Below are 18176 nucleotides of genomic sequence, written 5' to 3'. Positions count from 1 at the left end.
CTGGCCGCTTCGGCGAGTCGCGGAACGCCGTCGAACAGGGACCTCCTGCCCCTGCCCGCGCCCTCCTCGCCTCCCTCCGCTCGTCGGCCGAACCGGCCTCGGCCGCCGGTCGCGACCGTCCCGCTCCTGCTACTCGCCGGTCTTCCAGGCGGACGGGACGATGAACAGGCCGGTGGCCTCGACCAGCGGCGTGCCGTCCGGCAGGGCGATGCCGCCGTCCACCCAGGTCTTGCGGCCCTCCGACCTGGTCACGGCGGCCCTGCCGACCACCGGCCTGCCGAGCGGCACCGGGCGCACGTACCGGATCGAGAGGGTGCCGGTGACGCCGCGGAACCCGGCCATCGCCGCCGCCTGCCCGAGCAGGTGGTCCAGGATCATCGCGCTCACCCCGCCGTGCACGTAGGACGGCGGCCCTTCGTGGACGGCGCGGAAGCACAGGTCGGCCCGGACCCCGCCGGCCGGATCCGGCTCGACGACCAGGGGCAGCGCGTGCGGGTTGTACTCGCCGGTGACCGCGTTGACCAGGTGCCGGAAGGTGCCGTCGGGGGCGAGCTCGAAGGGGCGCGGCCCGTCGAACCTGATCGCGTTCAGCCGCTCGGTGAGTGCTGCGACCTCCGCGGCGACGGCGGCGAGTTCGGCCTCGGGCACGTCGGTGAGCGCGACCGCGTCAATGAGCTCGCGGGTCCGCTCGGCGAGGGTGACGTGCGCGGAGGCCGTCGAGGAGGGCTGGGCGGTGCCGGCTCCGAAGTCCTCGGCGTCGGCGAGATCGAGCGACATGCCGACCATGCTAGAAGCACGTTCTGCTACGTGGCGCCGGAGTCCGCCGAGTGAGACCCCGCCAGGGCCGCATCCACCGATCCCCCCAAACACCGTAAGGTAGATTTTTTACGTTATACCGGTATAAAGGTGGATAAAGCGGAACATGCTCTGACCAGGGCTTTTGTCGGCGCAGGGTGCAGAGATTTCCCTTGGGTGCCCCTTTGGACCCGCTTGACCTGCGCTTTTGTCCGAGTAGTCTCGCTCGTCACCAGAGACCTACGGCACCGCCCGTACGCGATCGAGCTCCCCGGAGTCAGCGCGTGCACCCGTGCCATCGAACGAACCGACCACCGGTAGCCCGGTCGCGAGGCGGCGCGACCCCCGAGGGCTTCGGGCGGGTCCCCCGGACGTCTATGAGCCCAGAGATCGAAAAGTTCATCAAGCTTCTCGAAAAGGACCTCGGTTACGCGGAGAAGAGCGGCGGATACACCAAGTTCGGCGCCTGGTACAACAACGTCGAGCACGACTCCGACTACTCCAACCAGCCCTGGTGCGACATGTTCATCTCCTGGGCGGCCGACAAGCTCGGCTACCAGGACTGGATCGGCCAGTTCTCCTACACCGTCGCGCACGCCCAGTGGTTCCAGGAGCACGACGCCTGGGGTACGACCCCCGAGCCGGGCGCGCTCGTGTTCTACGACTGGAGCGGCGGCAAGAGCGTCGAGGGCATCGACCACGTCGGCGTCGTGACCAAGGTCGACGGCGACAAGATCCACACGATCGAGGGCAACATCGACGGCGGCGTCGCCGCCCGCAAGGTCCGCGACCAGAACTTCGTGGTCGGCTACGGCTACCCCGAGAAGATCAAGGAACGCCTGGACCGCAAACAGGAACTCCTCAACGCCACCAAAACCCCCTCCACCACCACGGCACCCCCCACCCCCTCCCCCGGCACCCCCGCCCCCGCCGTACCAGCCCCCGCGGCTTCCCAGGCGTCCACCACCACGACCCCGGCCACCGCCGCGTTCTCCCCCGCCGCCGCCTCCACCTCCGGCAACGACTCCACCCTTCGCACCAGCACCGCCGCGAGCACCACAACGGCCCCCGCTGTAAGCACCGTCGCCCCCTCCGGCACCAGCACGAACGCCGCCACCTCCTCCCCGGCGACCGTCACGAGCCTCGCCGCCGCCTACAACTCCCCCGTCACGAGCGCCGCCGCCCCCTACAACTCGCCCGTCACGAGCATCGCAACCCCCGGTGGCTCGTCCGTCACGCCCCGGTCGGGTAGCGACAGCGGCGGGGTCGCGCCGCACGACACCGTGGCGCTGGCCGGCGTCCCGGTTTCCGCCGTGTTCCCGATGTACGACGGCGTGCCCACGCTAGGCAGCCCGGCCGTCATCGCCCCAGCCCTGCTCGCCGCCATGGCGGTCGTGGCCCACGCCAGAACCCGCCAGCTCCGGGGCCGTCTCGTGACGTCCCTCACCTCGGGCGCCGGAAAACCACCGGCAACGTACGGGAACAGGGCGTCCGCGACCATCTCACCGGCAACCACATCCCAGAGGGCCGGGGAACAGGAGACATCCCAGGCACTGTCCCAGGCGCTCTCTCCGGCGACGGGCCAGGCGACATCCCAGGCGACGGGCCCGCGTACGGCAGGCCCGGCCGAGCGCCGGCCCGGCAGGCTACGCCGTACGGCGGGCAAGCGCCGCGCCAGGCGCCGCCGCACCCCCGTCACCACGGTCACGACGACAACGGAACCGACACCCGCCACCACGACGGCACTAAAGCCCCCCACAACGGACCCCACGGCCACCCACACCGCAACCACCCCGTCCACGACGCACAACCCCGGCACGCCCGCCCACCTCACGTCGACAGCCGTCACGACCACGGCCACCGCCCCCGACTCCAGGCCGACGACCACCACAGACCCGACAACCACCACCGACCCGGCGATCACCACGGAACCGGCGACCACCACCGAGGCGGCGGCCCTCCCCTACCGAGGCCGCAGACGCAAGGACCGCCTGATCGAGGAGATCAGCACGTTCACGCCCGGCGATACCCCACGCGGCCGACGCCGTCTCGCCGAACCAGGCGCCCCCTCCCAGGAGCAGCCCACCGACCACACCTCCTGGTTCGCTCCCGCCTCACCCCCGAAGGCACCACAAGACAAGCACGACGCCCCCCACGGCCCGGAACAGTCCGGTGACCCCGGCAGGACCGCCACACCCCACGGCCGCCACCGCCGGAGGTGAACGGGCAAACCGGCGATGCCCACGCAGCACCCGGCCCCTTTCACACCGGCGCAGGCGACCGCTCAGACGGCGGGTTCGCGGCCGGTGGGCAGATCCTGGCGGCCGGAGACGAGGTCGGGCGCGGTGCGGGCGGCGGGGAGAGGGGCGGGTGGCCGGGTGCGCGGGCCGGAGGCGAGGAGGGTGTCCCTGAGGCGGGCGCGGTGCAGGGCCGTGTCCCCGTAGGCGGCGGACAACGACCACACGCGGGCGAGCCACAGCCGCAGGTCGGGATCCGCGGCGTACCCGATGGCCCCGTGCACCCGCAACGCCGTACGGGCCGCGCGCCCGGCGGCCTCGCCCGCCGCGGCCTTGGCGGCGCTCACCTCGCGGTCGGCGCCGGGCAGCCCCTCGTCCACCGCCAGCGCCGCCCGGTGCACCAGCGGCGTGGCGAACTCCACGGCCACGGCCACGTCGCCGAGCTGATGCATGACGCCCTTCCACGTAGCGTGATCCGGTCGTAAGGGGGCCGGGTAGGCGACGGAGGTGTCCGCCCATGCCGGTCTGCCCGCGTGGGCGGCGGTGAGGTCGAGCAGGCGGCGGGCGGTGCCGACGAGTTGGGCGGCGGTGGCGACCGTGACCCTGCGCAGAGCCGTGACCGGGTCGGCGCCGGGGCCGACCGGCCGGGCGGCGGCGGGCTCGAAGGCGGCGGTGAACAGCCGGCGCACCGGATCCATCCCGGCCTGGTGGACGAGCCGCACGTCGGCCGCGTCCAGCACGTAAGGACGGGTGCCCGCGTCGAGTACGAGCACGTCGGCCAGGTCGGCGTCGGGGACGTAGACCTGGCCGCCCAGCCGCAGGCTCACGCACGTCGTACCGGCCGCCAGCCCGACGAGCAGGCCGGGCTCACCGGCGAGCAGCGCGGGCGCGGCGGCCATCGTCTCGGCGACCGGCCCCGGCATGGCCGCCCACCCGGTCTCCTCCAGCGCGAGGACGGCACCCGCGAGCCCCATCCCCCGGCCCCCGTACTCGACCGGGACGAGCAGGCCGAAGAAGCCTGCCCCGGCGAGCTGCGCCCAGCCGGGGCGGCGGTCCCGCCCGGTGCGCGCGGCGCGCGGCGGGCAGTGGACACGGAGGATGTCGCGCACGGCGGCGGCGAGCGCGAGCTGGTCGTCGGTGAAGGCGGAGTTCACGTGCACCCCTTGGCGTTCATGGCATCACCCGGCCGTTCAACGTGGGAGTCGGGGCCCGCGTTCCGGGTACGGCAGGCGGAGGGAGGACCGGCCCGCGCCGGGATCCGTCAGCACAAACTAGCGCATGCTTGTCCCCTGGCCACGGCCCCGGACACGACCGTGGCTCCGCGGTGAGCGTCCGCCCCCGCCGCCCCCGGCACGGACCGTCTCGCCTCAGCCGACAGCCGTCCGCCGACGGACGCGCAACCCGCCGTTCCCGAGAGCCGTCACCCCCCGTCGCCCGGCACGCTCCTACCCAGCGACACCGCCCCCCGACGCTCAAGCACCCGGCACCCCACGCCCACTGCCGAAACGCCCCGCGAACCCACACCCCGTACCGAGACGCCCCGCGAACCCACTGGTGTTCACGGGGTGGCCGGTGCGCCGGTGGTCGCGCCCGCGGTGGCGCCGGTCGTGGTGCCGGTGGTGGCCTCCGGGAGTGTTTCGGGGGGTTCCTCGCTGACGTCGTCGCCGTTCTGGCCGGGGCTGGGTTCCCTGCCGGGGATGGGGAGGGTGGTGCCTTCGACGGCCACGGTGATCGTGACGGTGGTGCCGCGGGTGCCGCAGGCGCCGGGGGCGGGGTCCTGGCCGATCACGGAGCCGAACCGGTCGGCGGTGTCGACGATCCGCGCCTGGACGCGTACGGCGAGCCCGGCGGCGCGCAGGCTTCGCCGAGCCTCCGCCTGGCCGGCGCCGACCACCGGCGGCACCGGCGTGCCGCGCTGGGCGACGGTCAGGGAGACCGGGGCGCCGCCCGGCACCCGCTGCCCGGCGGCGGGGTCGCTGGCGACCACCTGACCGGTTTCGGCGTCCGTGGCGCATACCCTGCTCAGTTGGCCGACGCTCAGACCTGCGCCGGTCAGCGCCGATTCGGCCGCCGAGCGCCGCAGTCCGGCCACCTCGGGCACCTTCAGGCCGGCCGACACCTCAAGGCTCACCTTGGAACCCTTCGTCACCCGGTCGCCCGGGGCCGGGAGGGCGGCGAGCACGCGGCCGATCTTCTCGGGCGAGTCGACCGCGTCGGCGTCGCCCAGGACCAGCCCGGCGCGCTTGATGGCGCGTTCGGCCGTGGCACGGTCCATCCCGATCAGCTCGGGCACCTGTACGGTCACGACCGCGGCTGACCGGGGCGGGGCGGGCTGCTGGGCTATGGGCTGCGGTTCCTCCTCCGGGACCCGGGTCTCGTCCGCCTGGGAGGGGGTGAGGTCGGGTTCGAGGGGCGCGCTCGTCGCGGGCGGCTGCCGTACGGCCTGCTCGTCCACCTCCCGCCGGTCCGCCGAGGTGAGCGCAGGCACGAGTACGGCCACCAGGACGGCCGCGCTGACCAACAGCGACCCGGAGACCGCCACGCCTGCCCTGGTCGCGGCCCGGCCGGGATGCGTCCGCCCCGCCTCCTCCTCCGCGACGCCCCTCGACCGCCCCGTCCGCTCCCCGGAGGACCACGGCCCCTCGGAGGGCCACGAACCTTCGGACGCCCCCTGCGTCCCGCCGCCCGACGACAACGCGGAAGAGCCTGACGACCACTCGGAAGGGCCCGACTGCTCGCGGGAGGACACGCCCCCCTGCGACCACCCCGGATGACCGGCAGGCTCATCGGCGCCCGTCCATACCGGTCCCTCACCCGAAGTCGCGGAGCCGGACCGCCAGGCCGAGGGCTCCGGCACCGGGTACGGCTCGGAAGCCGGGTACGGCTCAGGCACCGGGTACGGCGGGAAGGAGCGCTCCGGCCCGGAGGCGTTGAGCGGAGCCACCGGCGGGACGGAGTGCCCAGGCCAGGACGCGGAGACCGGAGAAGAGGAGACCGGCGGCGAGGACCCTTCCGGCCCGGACGCGGCAGCCGATCCCGGCGGCGGGAAGGAGCCTTCCGGCCTCGACGAGGACACCGGAGCCACCGGCGGGGTGGAGTGTCCGGGCCAGGACGAGGCCGCGGGTGAGGAGACCGGGGAAAAGGAGGCGGAGGAGGAGACCGGGGGCGAGGAGGGCTCCGGCCTGGACCAGGAGGGCGGCGGAACGAGAAGGCTCGCCACAGCGGGCGGCACAACGCCCACAGGAGGGACGGCACCCGCAGAAGGAACAACGCCCACAGAAGGAACAGCATCCGCAGAAGGAACAACACCCACAGGAGATACAAAGCCCACAGGAGGGACGGCACCCGCAGAAGGGATGGTGTCCGCGGGAGGGGCGACATCTCTCGGAGGCGCGGCGTCCGGGGGAAGCGGGAGGGGGGTGCCCGGTGGGGAGGCGCTGAGGAGGTGGAGGAGGAGGTCTCGGCTGGTGGGGCGGGCGGAGGGGGCTTTGGCGAGGCAGGATTCCACGAGGTCGCGCAGGCGTCCGCCGATCCGGGCGGTGTCGGGGCGGGCGGTGAGGATGCGGTGCAGGACGGCGGGGATCGAGTCCTGGCCGAACGGCGCGTGGCCGCTGGCGGCGAAGCACATCGTGGCGCCCCAGGCGAAGACGTCGGCGGCCGGGGTGATCTCCGAGGCGCTGACCTGTTCCGGGGCCATGTAGGCGGGGGTGCCGGCGCCGCGCCCGCTGAGCGTGGCGGCGGCGTCGAGCGCGCGGGCCAGCCCGAAGTCGATGACCCGGGGGCCGTCCGGTCCGAGGAGCACGTTGTGCGGCTTGAAGTCGCGGTGCACGATCCCGGCCTGGTGGATCGCGGCGAGCGCGGTGGCGGTGCTGATCGCCAGCCGTTCCAGCGCGCCGCCGGAACGCGGGCCGGCCAGCGCGACCTCCTGGTGCAGCGACGGCCCGTCGACGTACTCGCTGACGATGTAGGGCTGCCCCTCGGCCACCCCTGCGCCGATCACCTGGGCGGTGCAGAACCTCGCGACCTGTTTGGCGAGCTCCACCTCCCGCAGGAAGTCGGCGGCGTCGTCCCCCACGCTCTGGTGCAGCAGCTTGACCGCATAGTGGTCCGCTCCCGCCCGCGGATGGAACGCGAGATAGACCACTCCCTGCCCGCCCGCGCCGAGGCGCCCCACGAGCTCGTACTCACCGAGCCGTGCGGGATCCCCCAGTTTGAGCGGCTGCGCCTGCGGCACAAGCAGCCTCCCCTCGCCGCCACTCATTCCGTCCACTCCACTCAAGGGGAGCGAAACCCGTGCGTCAACGGACAGCGGCCGTATCTAGCCATGCGCGTGACAGTGATGTGCTCCCCGGGACAGCCATCTCGGCCACCGGGGGAAGTAACGCCCCGCGGGAGCGGGCACGCGGCGGCGGCCCGGTCATGCGAACCGGCCGTTCTCCCGACGCTCTCCCATGCCGGGAGCCGATAGCCTTTCGGGGTGTTGGATGTGATCACGGGGACTCGGTATGTGGTGCCGCTCCGGGAGGGCGGTTCGCTGCCGGGGGTCGTCGAGGCCGAGGATCTCGGTACGTATGCGGTGAAGTTCCGGGGGGCCGGGCAGGGTGTGCGGGTGCTGGTCGCGGAGATCATCTGCGCGGAGCTGGCCCGCGGGCTCGGCTTCCGCACGCCCGACCTGAAGATCATCGACATCGACCCCCAGCTCGGCGCCCGGGAACCGGACGAGGAGATCCAGGACCTGCTCAAGGCCAGCGAGGGGCACAACCTGGCGGTGGACTTCCTGCCGGGGGCGCTGGGGTTCGAGCCGCTGGCGATGACCCCGGATCCCGGCCTGGCCTCCCGGCTGCTCTGGTTCGACGCGCTGATCCACAACGTGGATCGGAGCTGGCGCAACCCCAACCTGCTCGTCTGGCACGGCGACATCTGGCTCATCGACCACGGCGCGGCGCTCTGGTTCCACCACAACTGGCGCACGGCCGACCCGCAGCGGCCCTTCGACGGCGGCGACCACGTGCTCGCGCCGTTCGCCACCGAGCTGCCCGAGGCGGATGCCGAGCTGTCCGGCCGGATCACCCGGGAACTGCTGGAGAAGGCGACCGCCGAGGTGCCCGACGAGTGGCTGGCCGGCGAGTCCGGCTTCGGCTCGCCGGCCGCGGTCCGCGAGGCGTATGTCGAACACCTGCTGGCCCGCGCGCACGGTCCGCGCGGGTGGCTGCCCGATCCCACCGCGCCGCGCCGTACGGGCGGCCCCGGCGTGCCGTTCTGGAAGGAATCCCGGTGAAGGCGGTCTACGAGTACGCGGTGATCCGGGTCATCCCGAGGATCGAGCGCGGCGAGCTGATCAACGCGGGCGTGATCGTCTACTGCCAGCCGCGCGACTTCCTGTGCGCGAAGGTCGAGCTGGACGCCGTACGGCTGCGCGCCCTCGACCCGCACGCGGACACCGAGGCGGTGCGCCGGTCGCTGGAGGCGTACACGAAGGCGTGCGAGGGGAGCCTCGGCCCGCTGGCGGAGGAGTCGCCGGGTGAGCGGTTCCGCTGGCTGACCGCGCCGCGCAGCACCATCGTGCAGAGCGGTCCGGTCCACGCCGGCCTGACCGCCGACCCGGAGGCCGAGCTCGGCAGGCTGTTCGCCCAGTTGGTCAGGACCGCCCGCCTCTGAGCCCGCCGGTCAGAACAGGACGGATGTGAACGTGCCGACCTGTTCGAAGCCGACCTTCGTGTAGACCGCGCGGGCGGGGGCGTTGAAGTCGTTGACGTAGAGGCTGACGACCGGGGCGAAGCAGTCCAGGGCGGCGGCGACGACGGCGGCCATGCCCGCGGTGGCGTGGCCCTCGCCGCGGCGGTCGGGGTGCACCCAGACGCCCTGGATCTGGCAGGCCTGCGGGGTGACCGCGCCGATCTCGGCCTTGAAGACCACCTGCCGGCCGTCGATCCGCGCGTACGAGCGGCCGATCCGGATCAGCTCGGCCACCCGGGTCCGGTAGAGCGCGCCGCCGTCGCCGGTGTCCGGTGAGACGCCGACCTCCTCGGTGAACATCGCCACGCACGCGGGGAGCACGATCTCGAACTCCTCGCTGCGGACCCGCCGGACCAGCGGATCGGGGGTCACCAGCGGCCGGGAGGAGATCGTCATGACCGGCTGCGCCCAGCGGATCGCGCGGGCCGGCCCCCAGTGCGGCTCAAGGAGGCGCCACAGCTCGGTCACGGCGTCCGCGGGGCCGACGATGGACGAGCAACGCCGGCCCTGTCTGCGCGCCCTGTCGGCGAACGCGTGCACGGCCTCGGTGCCCGCGTTCACGGGCACCAGGTTCGCCCCGGCATAACACAGAGAGGTGAGCGCCCCGCGTGATCCGAACCCCCACATCTGCCCGCCGAGCCTGGCGGGGTGCAGCCCTACGGACCGGACACGGGAGGCGACGAAGACGTTGGCGACAGGATCGGCGTCGAGGAGGGCGAGCACCTCTTCGCGGTCGTTGTCGTCCAGCACGCGCGACGCCGTTGTGCGCAGCATCACGCGCCAAGCGTACGCGACCTCCCCGAATTTAGCAGGAACCGACGCAGACCCCCGCTTCATCACCGCACGCGGAAACTCCCCCGGAAAGCGGCCGTCAGCGACCGCCCGCCTGTGCCGCCGCCGGCCGCGGCGCCGGGACCCCGGGGCACTTCAGGTCCGGCAGCGTCCCCGACGTGCGGGCCCGCCCGCCGGGCAGGCTGCCGTCACGCAGGTACTGCACGAGGTGCCGGTCCACGCAGGTGTTCCCGCCGAGCGAGACGCCGTGGTTGCCGCCGGGCTCGGTGACCAGCCGCGCGCTCGGCAGCACCCGCCGCATGCGCAGCGCCCCCGCGTACGGCGTGGCGGCGTCGCGCTCGGACTGGAGCATGAGGATGGGCGGCAGCTTGGGGGACGACTTGATCGGCACCGGCGTGCCGCCGCGCTCCGGCCAGAAGGCGCACGGGGCGTTGTACCAGGCGTTCGGCCAGGTGAGGAAGCGGGAGCTGCGGTGCGAGGCGGTCATGTCGGCGTGCCAGCGCCGCCAGTCGCGCGGCCAGGGGGCGTCGCGGCACTGCACGCTCAGGTAGACGGCGTAGTTGTTCTCGTCCTCCGCGTCGTTCTCGCCGTGCTGGCGGAAGGCGGCGACCAGGCCGCGGGTCTCCCCTCTGCGCGCGTACCCGGAGAACGCCTCGGCGAGCTGCGGCCACACGGTGGCGGTGTATCCGGCGATCATGAAGGTGTCGTCCAGCTCGCTCGGGCCGACGACGCCGGCCGCGGGACGCCTGCGCACCCGGTCGCGCATCGAGTACCAGGCGAAGCGGACGGCGCGGGCGTCGGCGCCGAGCCGGTAGACGTCGTCGTGCCGGGCCACCCAGGCGAGGAAGTCGGCGTGCCTGCGCTCGAAGGCGTGGTTCTGAGCGATGTTCGACTCGTACCAGCGGCCGGCCGGGTCCACCACGCTGTCCAGGACGAGCCTGCGCACCCGGCTCGGGTACAGCGTGGCGTAGACGGCGCCGAGGTAGGAGCCGTAGGAGTAGCCCAGGTAGCTGATCTTCTCCTCGCCCAGCGCCATGCGGATCACGTCGAGGTCCCGCGCGGAGTTCTCGGTGTTGATGTGCGGGAGCATCCAGGACCACCGGTTGGCGCACGCCTGCGCGTAACCCCTGGCCCTGTTGACGAGCGCGCGCTCCTCCGCCGCGTTCGCCGGGACGGCGTCCAGCCGCGGCGGCTCGTAGTACTTCTTCGCGTCCACGCAGGTCAGCGCGGGCTCGCTGGACCCGACGCCGCGCGGGTCGAAGCCGATCACGTCGTACCGCGCGGCGACCTCGGCCGGGAGGGCGGCGGCGACCTGCGGGCCGAGGTCGAGGCCGGAGGCGCCGGGGCCGCCGGGATTGACGAGCAGCACGCCCAGGTGGTTGTGGTCGCGTGAGGCGGTGCCCCTGACCCGCTTCAGCGCGAGCTGGATCGTCTGGCCGCCCGGCGTGCGGTAGTCGAGGGGCACCCGCACGTTGCCGCATTCGACGCCGCGGGCTTCGCCGCCGGAACCCTCCCCCGGCTTCTTGCCCTCACCGCACGGCCCCCACACGACGGAGGCGCGCGGCGCCGAGGACGGCCGCTCCCCCGGCGCGGCCTCCCCGGCGTACGCCGCCGCGCCGTCTGCCCCGACGGCCAGCAACGACAACCCGCTGACGATCCCGATGACCCTCTTCACTCGGTGACTCCCCCTCTGCTCATAGGACAGAGGCGATGTTCCACCAAGCGAGGATCGCGTCACGAAGAATCAAGGCCACTGATTGCCAACCTGTAATCAACACGTTGCCATCTGTAGCCGTCTGGCGGACGGTCAGCGCACGACGACCTCGGGACCGGAGGCGTCGTCGTCGAAGTCGATCTCGACGCCCATCTCCTCGGCCAGGCGCATGGCCTCCTCGATGAGGGTCTCCACGATCTGGGACTCCGGCACGGTCTTGACGACCTTGCCCTTGACGAAGATCTGCCCCTTGCCGTTGCCGGAGGCGACGCCGAGGTCGGCCTCGCGGGCCTCGCCCGGGCCGTTGACGACGCAGCCCATGACGGCCACCCGCAGCGGCACCTTGAGGCCGTCGAGACCCGCGTGCACCTGCTCGGCCAGCGTGTAGACGTCGACCTGGGCCCGGCCGCACGACGGGCAGGAGACGATCTCCAGGCCGCGCTCGCGCAGGTTGAGCGACTCCAGGATGCCGATGCCGACCTTGACCTCCTCGACCGGCGGGGCGGACAGCGAGACCCTGATCGTGTCGCCGATGCCCTCGGCGAGCAGCGCGCCGAAGGCGACCGCGGACTTGACCGTGCCCTGGAAGGCCGGTCCGGCCTCGGTGACGCCGAGGTGCAGCGGGTAGTCGCACTTCTCGGCGAGCAGCCGGTATGCCTGGATCATGACGACCGGGTCGTGGTGCTTGACGGAGATCTTGATGTCCCGGAAGTCGTGCTCCTCGAACAGCGAGCACTCCCACAGCGCCGACTCGACCAGCGCCTCCGGGGTGGCCTTGCCGTACTTCTGCAGCAGGCGGGGGTCGAGGGAGCCCGCGTTGACGCCGATCCGGATCGGGACGCCGTGGTCGGCCGCGGCCCGCGCGATCTCGCCCACCTTGTCGTCGAACTTCTTGATGTTGCCCGGGTTGACCCGGACCGCCGCGCATCCGGCCTCGATGGCGGCGAACACGTACTTCGGCTGGAAGTGGATGTCCGCGATCACCGGGATCTGCGACTTGCGGGCGATCACCGGCAGCGCGTCGGCGTCGTCCTGGGAGGGCACGGCCACCCGGACGATCTGGCAGCCGGAGGCCGTCAGCTCCGCGATCTGCTGCAACGTGGCGTTGATGTCTGCCGTGACGGTGGTGGTCATGGACTGCACCGTCACCGGAGCGTCGCCGCCCACCGGGACGGAACCGACCATGATCTGACGAGACCTCCTGCGCTCGGCGAGCGGCCGGGAACGCACGGCGGGAATCCCAAGATCAACAGACATCACAACACCTTGCATGTTAGGCGGGCGACCGGACCTCAGCCGCATCTTCCGACCCCACCAGTGTAAGTAGTGGCGGGCGGGCGGCGCCGCCGTTGTCCGCCTGGCCACCGGCCCGCCATGCGTTCGTGCCCTTCCCGCCACAACTTCGCGCAATATGCGCGGTTCGCGGCGGTCAGGCGCCTGCCACGCCGGGGCGGTCAGGCGCCCGTCGCGGCGTGCCGGGCGGTCAGTTCGGCGGCCCGGGCGCGCGCCCAGGCGTCGGCGGCGAGGATCTCCTCCACGCTCTCCGCGGGGGTCGGCGCGTGCTCGGCGACGACGTCGGCGACGGTGTCGACGATGCCGAGGAACGGCAGGCGGCCCGCCCGGAACGCCTCCACGCACACCTCGTTGGCCGCGTTGTACACGGCGGGGGCGGTGCCGCCCGCCGTACCGACCTGGCGGGCGAGCTGCACCGAGGGGAACGCCTCGTCGTCGAGCGGCTCGAAGGTCCAGGAGTGGGCGGTGGTCCAGTCGACGGCGGGCGCGGCGTCCGGCACCCGCTCGGGCCAGCCGAGGGCGAGCGAGATGGGCAGCCGCATGTCGGGCGGGCTGGCCTGGGCGATCACCGACCCGTCCGCGAACTCCACCATGGAGTGGATCACGGACTGCGGGTGCACCACCACGGTGATCCGGTCGAAGCCGATGTCGTAGAGCAGGTGGGCCTCGATGACCTCCAGGCCCTTGTTGACCAGCGTCGCGGAGTTGATCGTGATCACCGGGCCCATCGACCAGGTGGGATGGGCCGCCGCCTGCTCGGGCGTCACGTCCGCGAGGTCGGCCCGCGACCGGCCGCGGAACGGGCCGCCGCTGGCGGTCACGATCAGCCGGCTCACCTCGCGCCCCGGCGGCATGGGCGCGCCGTCCGGGCCGACCGCCCACAGGCACTGGGCCAGCGCGGAGTGCTCGGAGTCGACGGGCAGCAGCATGCCGGGCTTGGCGAGCCGCTTGACCAGCGGCCCACCCATGATCAGGGACTCCTTGTTGGCGAGCGCGAGCACCCTGCCCGCCTCCAGCGCGGCCAGCGTCGAGGCGAGCCCGAGGGCGCCGTCGATGCCGTTGAGCACCACGTCGCACGGCCAGGAGGCCGCCTCCGCGACGCCTTCGGGACCGGCGAGCACCTCGGCCCGCGACCCGAGCGCGGCGAGCGCCTCACGCAGCGCGGGCACCGCCGTGGGGTCGGCCACGGCCACGACCTCGACCCCGAACTCGGCCGCCTGGCGGGCCAGCAGGTCCACCCGCGCCCCTCCCGCCGCCAGCCCGGAGACCCGGAACCTGCCGGGGTTGCGCGCGATCACGTCGAGGGCCTGGGTACCGATCGAGCCGGTAGAGCCCAGCAGGACAACAGAACGTGCGGAGTGTGGGTGCATCGCCCCATTGTCCCCCACAGTCCCGTTGTGCGCAGCCCCGCCGGAGGGACATCCCCAAGCACACAGAAGGCCCGTTTTCCAGCGATCCGAAAAGGTCAGTATGAAAAAAGAGAACTCCTGTGACTATTGATCTCCATGTGGTTTATGCCAGAACTTGCCCATATCTATCTCTGTAAATCTTGAGAAATCGGGATAAGGGGCCTACTACCTTCCGAACCCAGCAATCCGCGTATCGGGAGGTAAATCCATGCACCGCACGGCACGTCTCGTGCCCATCGTCTCGCTCGCCGTGGGAGGCGCCCTGGGAGCGGCCCTGCTCCCCGCCGGGACCGCGTACGGCGCGCAGGCTCCGAAGCCGATCGCGAGGGCGGCGGCGGACAGCGGTCCGGAGCAGCGGACGGTCCGGAAGTACTGGACGCCCGCGAAGATGGAGGCGGCGCGACCGCTCGACCTCCCCGCCCGCAAGACGCCCCGCGCCCGCCTGTCCCCCTCGACCGGCCCCACCGCCTCCCGGGCGCTCCCGCCCACCGGCGCCCCGGTGACCATCCCGCCGACCGCGCCCGGCAAGGCGGCCGGAACGGCCCCCCAGGCCCAGACCCAGCAGCCCCAGGCCCAGAGCCAGCAGCCCCAGGCCCAGAGCCAGGCCCAGAGCCAGAGCCAGGCCCTGGCCGCCGCCAGGGCGACGCCGGGCGCGACGTGGACCAGGGGCGGCGCGGTCGCGAAGACCACCGGCCGGGTCTTCTTCACCTACCAGGGACGCAACGCCTCCTGCTCGGGCAGCGCCGTGACCAGCGCGAACAAGAGCGTGGTGATCACGGCGGGCCACTGCGTGAAGATGGGCGGCGTCTTCCACGGCAACTGGGTCTTCGTCCCCGGGTACGACCGGGGCAGCCGGCCGTACGGCACCTGGGTGGCCACCAGGCTGCTCACCACGCCGCAGTGGAGCGACGACGAGAACGTCGACCACGACCTCGCCGCCGCCGTGGTCGCGCCGCTGGACGGGCGGTCGCTGACCGAGGTGGTCGGCGGCCAGGGCGTCGCCTTCAACCAGGGACGCCGCAGGCAGATGCACTCCTTCGGCTACCCGGCGGCGAGCCCGTACGACGGCTCCCGGCTGACCTACTGCTCGGGACGGGCGTTCGACGACTTCCTGCTGTCCCGCGGGCTCGGCCTGACCTGCGCGATGACCGGCGGCTCCAGCGGCGGCCCGTGGTTCCTCGGGTTCGACGAGTCGACGGGGCTGGGCACGCAGAACTCGGTGAACAGCTTCAAGTACAACTTCGCCCAGGACTGGATGTTCGCCCCCTACTTCGGCCCCGAGGCCAAGGCGGTCTACGACGCCGCCCAGCGTGACGGCGCGACCTGACGTGAAGTAGCGGCACGGACACTTTGCGTAGTCCATACTCGGGTCGTATGACCACGAGCCTCCCCCTGCTTGCGGCCGCGGCGCTCCTCGCCGGTCTGGTGGGCGCCCCCGAGGGCCGGCCCGCCGCCGAGCCCGACGGGCAGCGTCTCGCCCGCGTCTCCGCCCCGCATCCCTCCGTGCAGCGGTCCAAGGCCGGTCCCGTGCGCCACGTCGCCGAGCACCTCACCGGAAGTGTCGCCGGGCACGTCGTCGAGCACCTGGCCGCGGTCAGCAGATCGGAGCAGCGCCGCGTGCGCGCCTACTGGACGCCCCGGCGGATCGCGGCCGCCGTCCCGATCGACCTGTCCGGCGCGTTCGGGCGCACCGGGCACGTGGCCGGTGACATGTCCGATGACACGGCGGGTGAGACGGCGCGCGGCGTCGCCGGGGGCCTCGGCGTGCCCGTGCCGTCCGCGCGGGCGTCGCGCCTCGCCATCGGCGGGCGGGAGCACGCGCGGGCGGAACGGCCCGGCGCGGTCAGCTCGGGCACCCGGTGGAGCGCGGGCGGGGCGGTGACCCGCACCACCGGCCGGGTCTTCCTCACCATGTCCGGCGTCGACTTCGTCTGCTCGGCCAGCACGATCCGCAGCCGCAACCGCGACCTCGTCGTCACCGCCGGCCACTGCCTGAAGGACGGCACCGGCCCGTGGGCCGAGAACTGGACCTTCGTCCCCGGTTACCAGGAGGGCGCTAAGCCCTACGGCACGTTCACCGCGCGCCGGATGTTCGTCGCCAAGCAGTGGTCGGGCAAGGGCGACGACAGCCACGACGTCGGCATGGTGGCGCTCAACACCCACAGGGGCAGGCACGTGGCCGACGTCGTCGGCTTCCAGGAGATCGGCTTCAACGGCCCGCGCGGCCAGCAGACCTACGGCTTCGGCTTCCCCGCCGACCCGCCCTACGACGGCAGGCGGCTCATCTACTGCGCGGGCCGGGTCCGCCAGGACCCCTACGGGGGGACGCAGGACCAGGGCCTGGGCTGTGACATGACGGCGGGGTCCAGCGGCGGCCCGTGGCTGTCCGGCTTCGACGCGGCGGGCGGCCGGGGCACGGTGACGTCGGTGAGCAGCTTCAAGTACGGCAACGACCACCGCACCATGTACGGCCCCTACTTCGGCGCCTCCGCGAAGGAGCTCTACGCCACCGCCGGGCGGGCGTGACCGCGGCGGGGCCCGGGCGGACGGCGGCGAGGTGAGCGGGTTCGGCCGCCTCGCCGCCGGGCCGCGTGGCCGGGCCGGATCAGAGGACCAGGCCGGTGAGGACCATCACCTTCTCGTAGGTGTAGTCGGCCATCGCGGAGCTCAGCCCCTCGCGGCCCGCCCCCGACTCCTTCACGCCGCCGTAGGGCATCTGGTCGGCCCGGTAGGACGGCACGTCGCCGATGATCAGGCCGCCGACCTCCAGCTCGCGGTTGGCGCGGAAGGCGACGTCGAGGGAGCGGGTGAACACCCCGGCCTGGAGCCCGTACCTGGAGTCGTTGACCTCGGCGAACGCCTCGTCCACGCCGGAGACCCTGGACAGCGCCATGACCGGGCCGAAGACCTCCTCGCGGCAGACCTTGGCGTCGCGGGGCACGTCGGCGAGGACGGTCGGCGCGAAGGTCGCGCCGTCACGGGTGCCTCCGGCGAGCACCTTGGCGCCCGCGGCCACCGCCTCGCCCACCCACTGTTCGACCCGCTCCGCGGCCTGCACCGACACCATCGGGCCGACCTGGGTCTTCTCGTCGGCCGGGTCGCCGGTGACCAGGGCGCCGACGGCGGGCAGGAGCCGCTCGACGAAGGCGTCGTAGACCGCGTCCTCGACGATCACCCGCTGCACCGCGATGCAGCTCTGCCCGGCCTGGTAGTTGGAGAAGAGCGCGATCCGCGACGCCGCCCAGTCGAGGTCGGCGTCGGCCAGCACGACCGCCGCCGCGTTGCCGCCGAGCTCCAGGGTGACGTGCTTGCCCGGGATGCGGTCCCTGATCGCGTAGCCGACCGGCGCGGAGCCGGTGAACGACACGACCGGCAGCCGGGGGTCGGCGACGAGGTCGCCTGCGCGGTCGTTGGGCACCGGGAGCACCGAGAACATCCCCTCGGGCAGCGCGGTCTCGGCCAGGATCTCGCCGAGCAGCAGCGACGACAGCGGCGTGGCGGGCGCGGGCTTGACGATCACCGGGGCGCCGACGGCGACGGCCGGGGCCACCTTGTGCGCGACGAGGTTCAGCGGGAAGTTGAAGGGCGTGATCGCGAGCACCGGGCCGTGCGGCACCCGGGACACGTAGGCCAGCCGGCCGGTCGCGGCGGCCTCGGTGTCGAGCCGCTGCACCTCGCCGGAGAACCGCCTGGTCTCCTCGGCGGCGAAGCGGAAGGTGGAGACGGCCCGGTTGACCTCGCCGCGGGACCAGAAGATCGGTTTGCCGTTCTCCTCCGTGATGAGCCGGGCGATCTCGTCGGCCCGCTCGCCGATGCGGCGGGCCACGTGGGCGAGGGCCTCGGCCCGCACGTGGATCGGCAGCGCGGCGGCTTCCCCGGCCACGGCCGCCGCGGCGGCGACGGCCTGCTCGACCTGGCCGGCGGTCGGCACGGAGGCGATCCCGACGACCCTGCCGTCGTGGGAGTTGGTCACGGTCAGCTCGCCGTCACCGGTGGCGGGGCGACCGGCGAGCCAGAAGGGGCGTACGTCCATGGTCCGACGCTATGTCACCGGCGGCCCGGCGGCTTTACTCCAGACCGCACAATCCCCGGTCCTATGCGCACCACCACGGACAAGAATATTTCCCCGCCGTGGGCTGTAACGAAAACAACCCCTTATCCCTATGTTTCTTCATGTAGAGCGGTTTGAACTTTCGCTGC

13 protein-coding genes are annotated in these 18176 nt (G+C 72.9%); 5 read left to right on the top strand and 8 right to left on the bottom strand.

Annotated features, from left to right (window positions below):
• Window positions 1-129: 129 nt before the first annotated feature.
• Window positions 130-777 carry a PaaI family thioesterase gene (locus QSK26_RS17450; RefSeq protein ID WP_285776211.1) on the bottom strand — a complete coding sequence of 216 codons (648 nt, stop codon included), beginning with the start codon at window positions 775-777 and terminating at the stop codon, window positions 130-132.
• Window positions 778-1172: 395 nt separating this feature from the next.
• Between QSK26_RS17450 and QSK26_RS17445 the strand changes: the two genes are divergently transcribed.
• Window positions 1173-3017, top strand: a complete 1845-nt coding sequence (locus tag QSK26_RS17445) for a CHAP domain-containing protein (RefSeq protein WP_285776210.1) — start codon at window positions 1173-1175, stop codon at window positions 3015-3017.
• 62 nt (window positions 3018-3079) lie between these two features.
• On the opposite strand, the gene QSK26_RS17440 is transcribed toward QSK26_RS17445, so the two are convergent.
• Window positions 3080-4186 (bottom strand): acyl-CoA dehydrogenase family protein, encoded by a 1107-nt coding sequence (locus QSK26_RS17440; protein ID WP_285776209.1) that lies wholly within the window; start codon window positions 4184-4186, stop codon window positions 3080-3082.
• Between the two features lie 404 nt (window positions 4187-4590).
• On the bottom strand, window positions 4591-7293 hold the full coding sequence (locus QSK26_RS17435; protein ID WP_285776208.1) for a serine/threonine protein kinase: 2703 nt from the start codon (window positions 7291-7293) through the stop codon (window positions 4591-4593).
• A 216-nt stretch (window positions 7294-7509) separates the two neighbouring features.
• Here QSK26_RS17435 and QSK26_RS17430 point away from each other — a divergent pair, with 216 nt between their 5' ends.
• Both QSK26_RS17430 and QSK26_RS17425 read left to right on the top strand, forming a co-directional pair.
• Window positions 7510-8310 carry a HipA family kinase gene (locus QSK26_RS17430; RefSeq protein WP_285776207.1) on the top strand — a complete coding sequence of 267 codons (801 nt, stop codon included), beginning with the start codon at window positions 7510-7512 and terminating at the stop codon, window positions 8308-8310.
• Window positions 8307-8690 (top strand): DUF3037 domain-containing protein, encoded by a 384-nt coding sequence (locus QSK26_RS17425; RefSeq protein ID WP_285776206.1) that lies wholly within the window; start codon window positions 8307-8309, stop codon window positions 8688-8690. The genes QSK26_RS17430 and QSK26_RS17425 overlap by 4 nt, the downstream gene beginning before the upstream one ends.
• A gap of 9 nt (window positions 8691-8699) precedes the next feature.
• On the opposite strand, the gene QSK26_RS17420 is transcribed toward QSK26_RS17425, so the two are convergent.
• The 4 genes from QSK26_RS17420 to dxr all read right to left on the bottom strand — a co-directional run bounded on the left by QSK26_RS17420 (window position 8700) and on the right by dxr (window position 13937).
• Complete coding sequence (locus QSK26_RS17420; RefSeq protein WP_285776504.1) at window positions 8700-9542, bottom strand: GNAT family N-acetyltransferase; 843 nt, start codon at window positions 9540-9542, stop codon at window positions 8700-8702.
• Between the two features lie 97 nt (window positions 9543-9639).
• Entirely contained in the window at window positions 9640-11235 is a 1596-nt protein-coding gene (locus tag QSK26_RS17415; protein ID WP_285776205.1) for an alpha/beta hydrolase, read from the bottom strand.
• Window positions 11236-11367: 132 nt separating this feature from the next.
• On the bottom strand, window positions 11368-12531 hold the full coding sequence (gene ispG, locus QSK26_RS17410) for a flavodoxin-dependent (E)-4-hydroxy-3-methylbut-2-enyl-diphosphate synthase (protein WP_285776204.1): 1164 nt from the start codon (window positions 12529-12531) through the stop codon (window positions 11368-11370).
• A gap of 197 nt (window positions 12532-12728) precedes the next feature.
• A complete protein-coding gene (dxr, locus tag QSK26_RS17405; RefSeq protein WP_285776203.1) occupies window positions 12729-13937 on the bottom strand; it encodes a 1-deoxy-D-xylulose-5-phosphate reductoisomerase in 1209 nt (402 codons plus the stop codon).
• Between the two features lie 247 nt (window positions 13938-14184).
• Between dxr and QSK26_RS17400 the strand changes: the two genes are divergently transcribed.
• Both QSK26_RS17400 and QSK26_RS17395 read left to right on the top strand, forming a co-directional pair.
• Window positions 14185-15303: a trypsin-like serine peptidase gene (locus QSK26_RS17400; protein WP_285776202.1), complete on the top strand. Its 1119-nt coding sequence runs from the start codon at window positions 14185-14187 to the stop codon at window positions 15301-15303.
• Window positions 15304-15350: 47 nt separating this feature from the next.
• Window positions 15351-16502, top strand: a complete 1152-nt coding sequence (locus tag QSK26_RS17395) for a trypsin-like serine peptidase (protein ID WP_285776201.1) — start codon at window positions 15351-15353, stop codon at window positions 16500-16502.
• Between the two features lie 79 nt (window positions 16503-16581).
• Here the strand turns inward: QSK26_RS17395 and QSK26_RS17390 are convergent, their stop codons facing one another.
• Window positions 16582-18009: an aldehyde dehydrogenase family protein gene (locus QSK26_RS17390; protein ID WP_285776200.1), complete on the bottom strand. Its 1428-nt coding sequence runs from the start codon at window positions 18007-18009 to the stop codon at window positions 16582-16584.
• Between the last annotated feature and the right edge of the window lie 167 nt (window positions 18010-18176).

The sequence above is a fragment of the Microtetraspora sp. NBRC 13810 genome (assembly GCF_030268685.1).
Classification (GTDB): domain Bacteria; phylum Actinomycetota; class Actinomycetes; order Streptosporangiales; family Streptosporangiaceae; genus BSRQ01.
Note: the sequence above shows the minus strand (reverse complement) of the source record. Positions and strands in the feature narration are given on the sequence as shown.

Bases quoted from the DNA above. Each gene is read 5' to 3' on its own strand.
- dxr (WP_285776203.1), bottom strand. From the start codon at position 13,937: ATGCACCCACACTCCGCACGTTCTGTTGTCCTGCTGGGCTCTACCGGC.
- QSK26_RS17395 (WP_285776201.1), top strand. From the start codon at position 15,351: ATGACCACGAGCCTCCCCCTGCTTGCGGCCGCGGCGCTCCTCGCCGGT.
- QSK26_RS17390 (WP_285776200.1), bottom strand. From the start codon at position 18,009: ATGGACGTACGCCCCTTCTGGCTCGCCGGTCGCCCCGCCACCGGTGAC.
- QSK26_RS17400 (WP_285776202.1), top strand. From the start codon at position 14,185: ATGCACCGCACGGCACGTCTCGTGCCCATCGTCTCGCTCGCCGTGGGA.
- QSK26_RS17450 (WP_285776211.1), bottom strand. From the start codon at position 777: ATGTCGCTCGATCTCGCCGACGCCGAGGACTTCGGAGCCGGCACCGCC.
- QSK26_RS17435 (WP_285776208.1), bottom strand. From the start codon at position 7,293: ATGAGTGGCGGCGAGGGGAGGCTGCTTGTGCCGCAGGCGCAGCCGCTC.
- QSK26_RS17445 (WP_285776210.1), top strand. From the start codon at position 1,173: ATGAGCCCAGAGATCGAAAAGTTCATCAAGCTTCTCGAAAAGGACCTC.
- ispG (WP_285776204.1), bottom strand. From the start codon at position 12,531: ATGTCTGTTGATCTTGGGATTCCCGCCGTGCGTTCCCGGCCGCTCGCC.
- QSK26_RS17420 (WP_285776504.1), bottom strand. From the start codon at position 9,542: ATGCTGCGCACAACGGCGTCGCGCGTGCTGGACGACAACGACCGCGAA.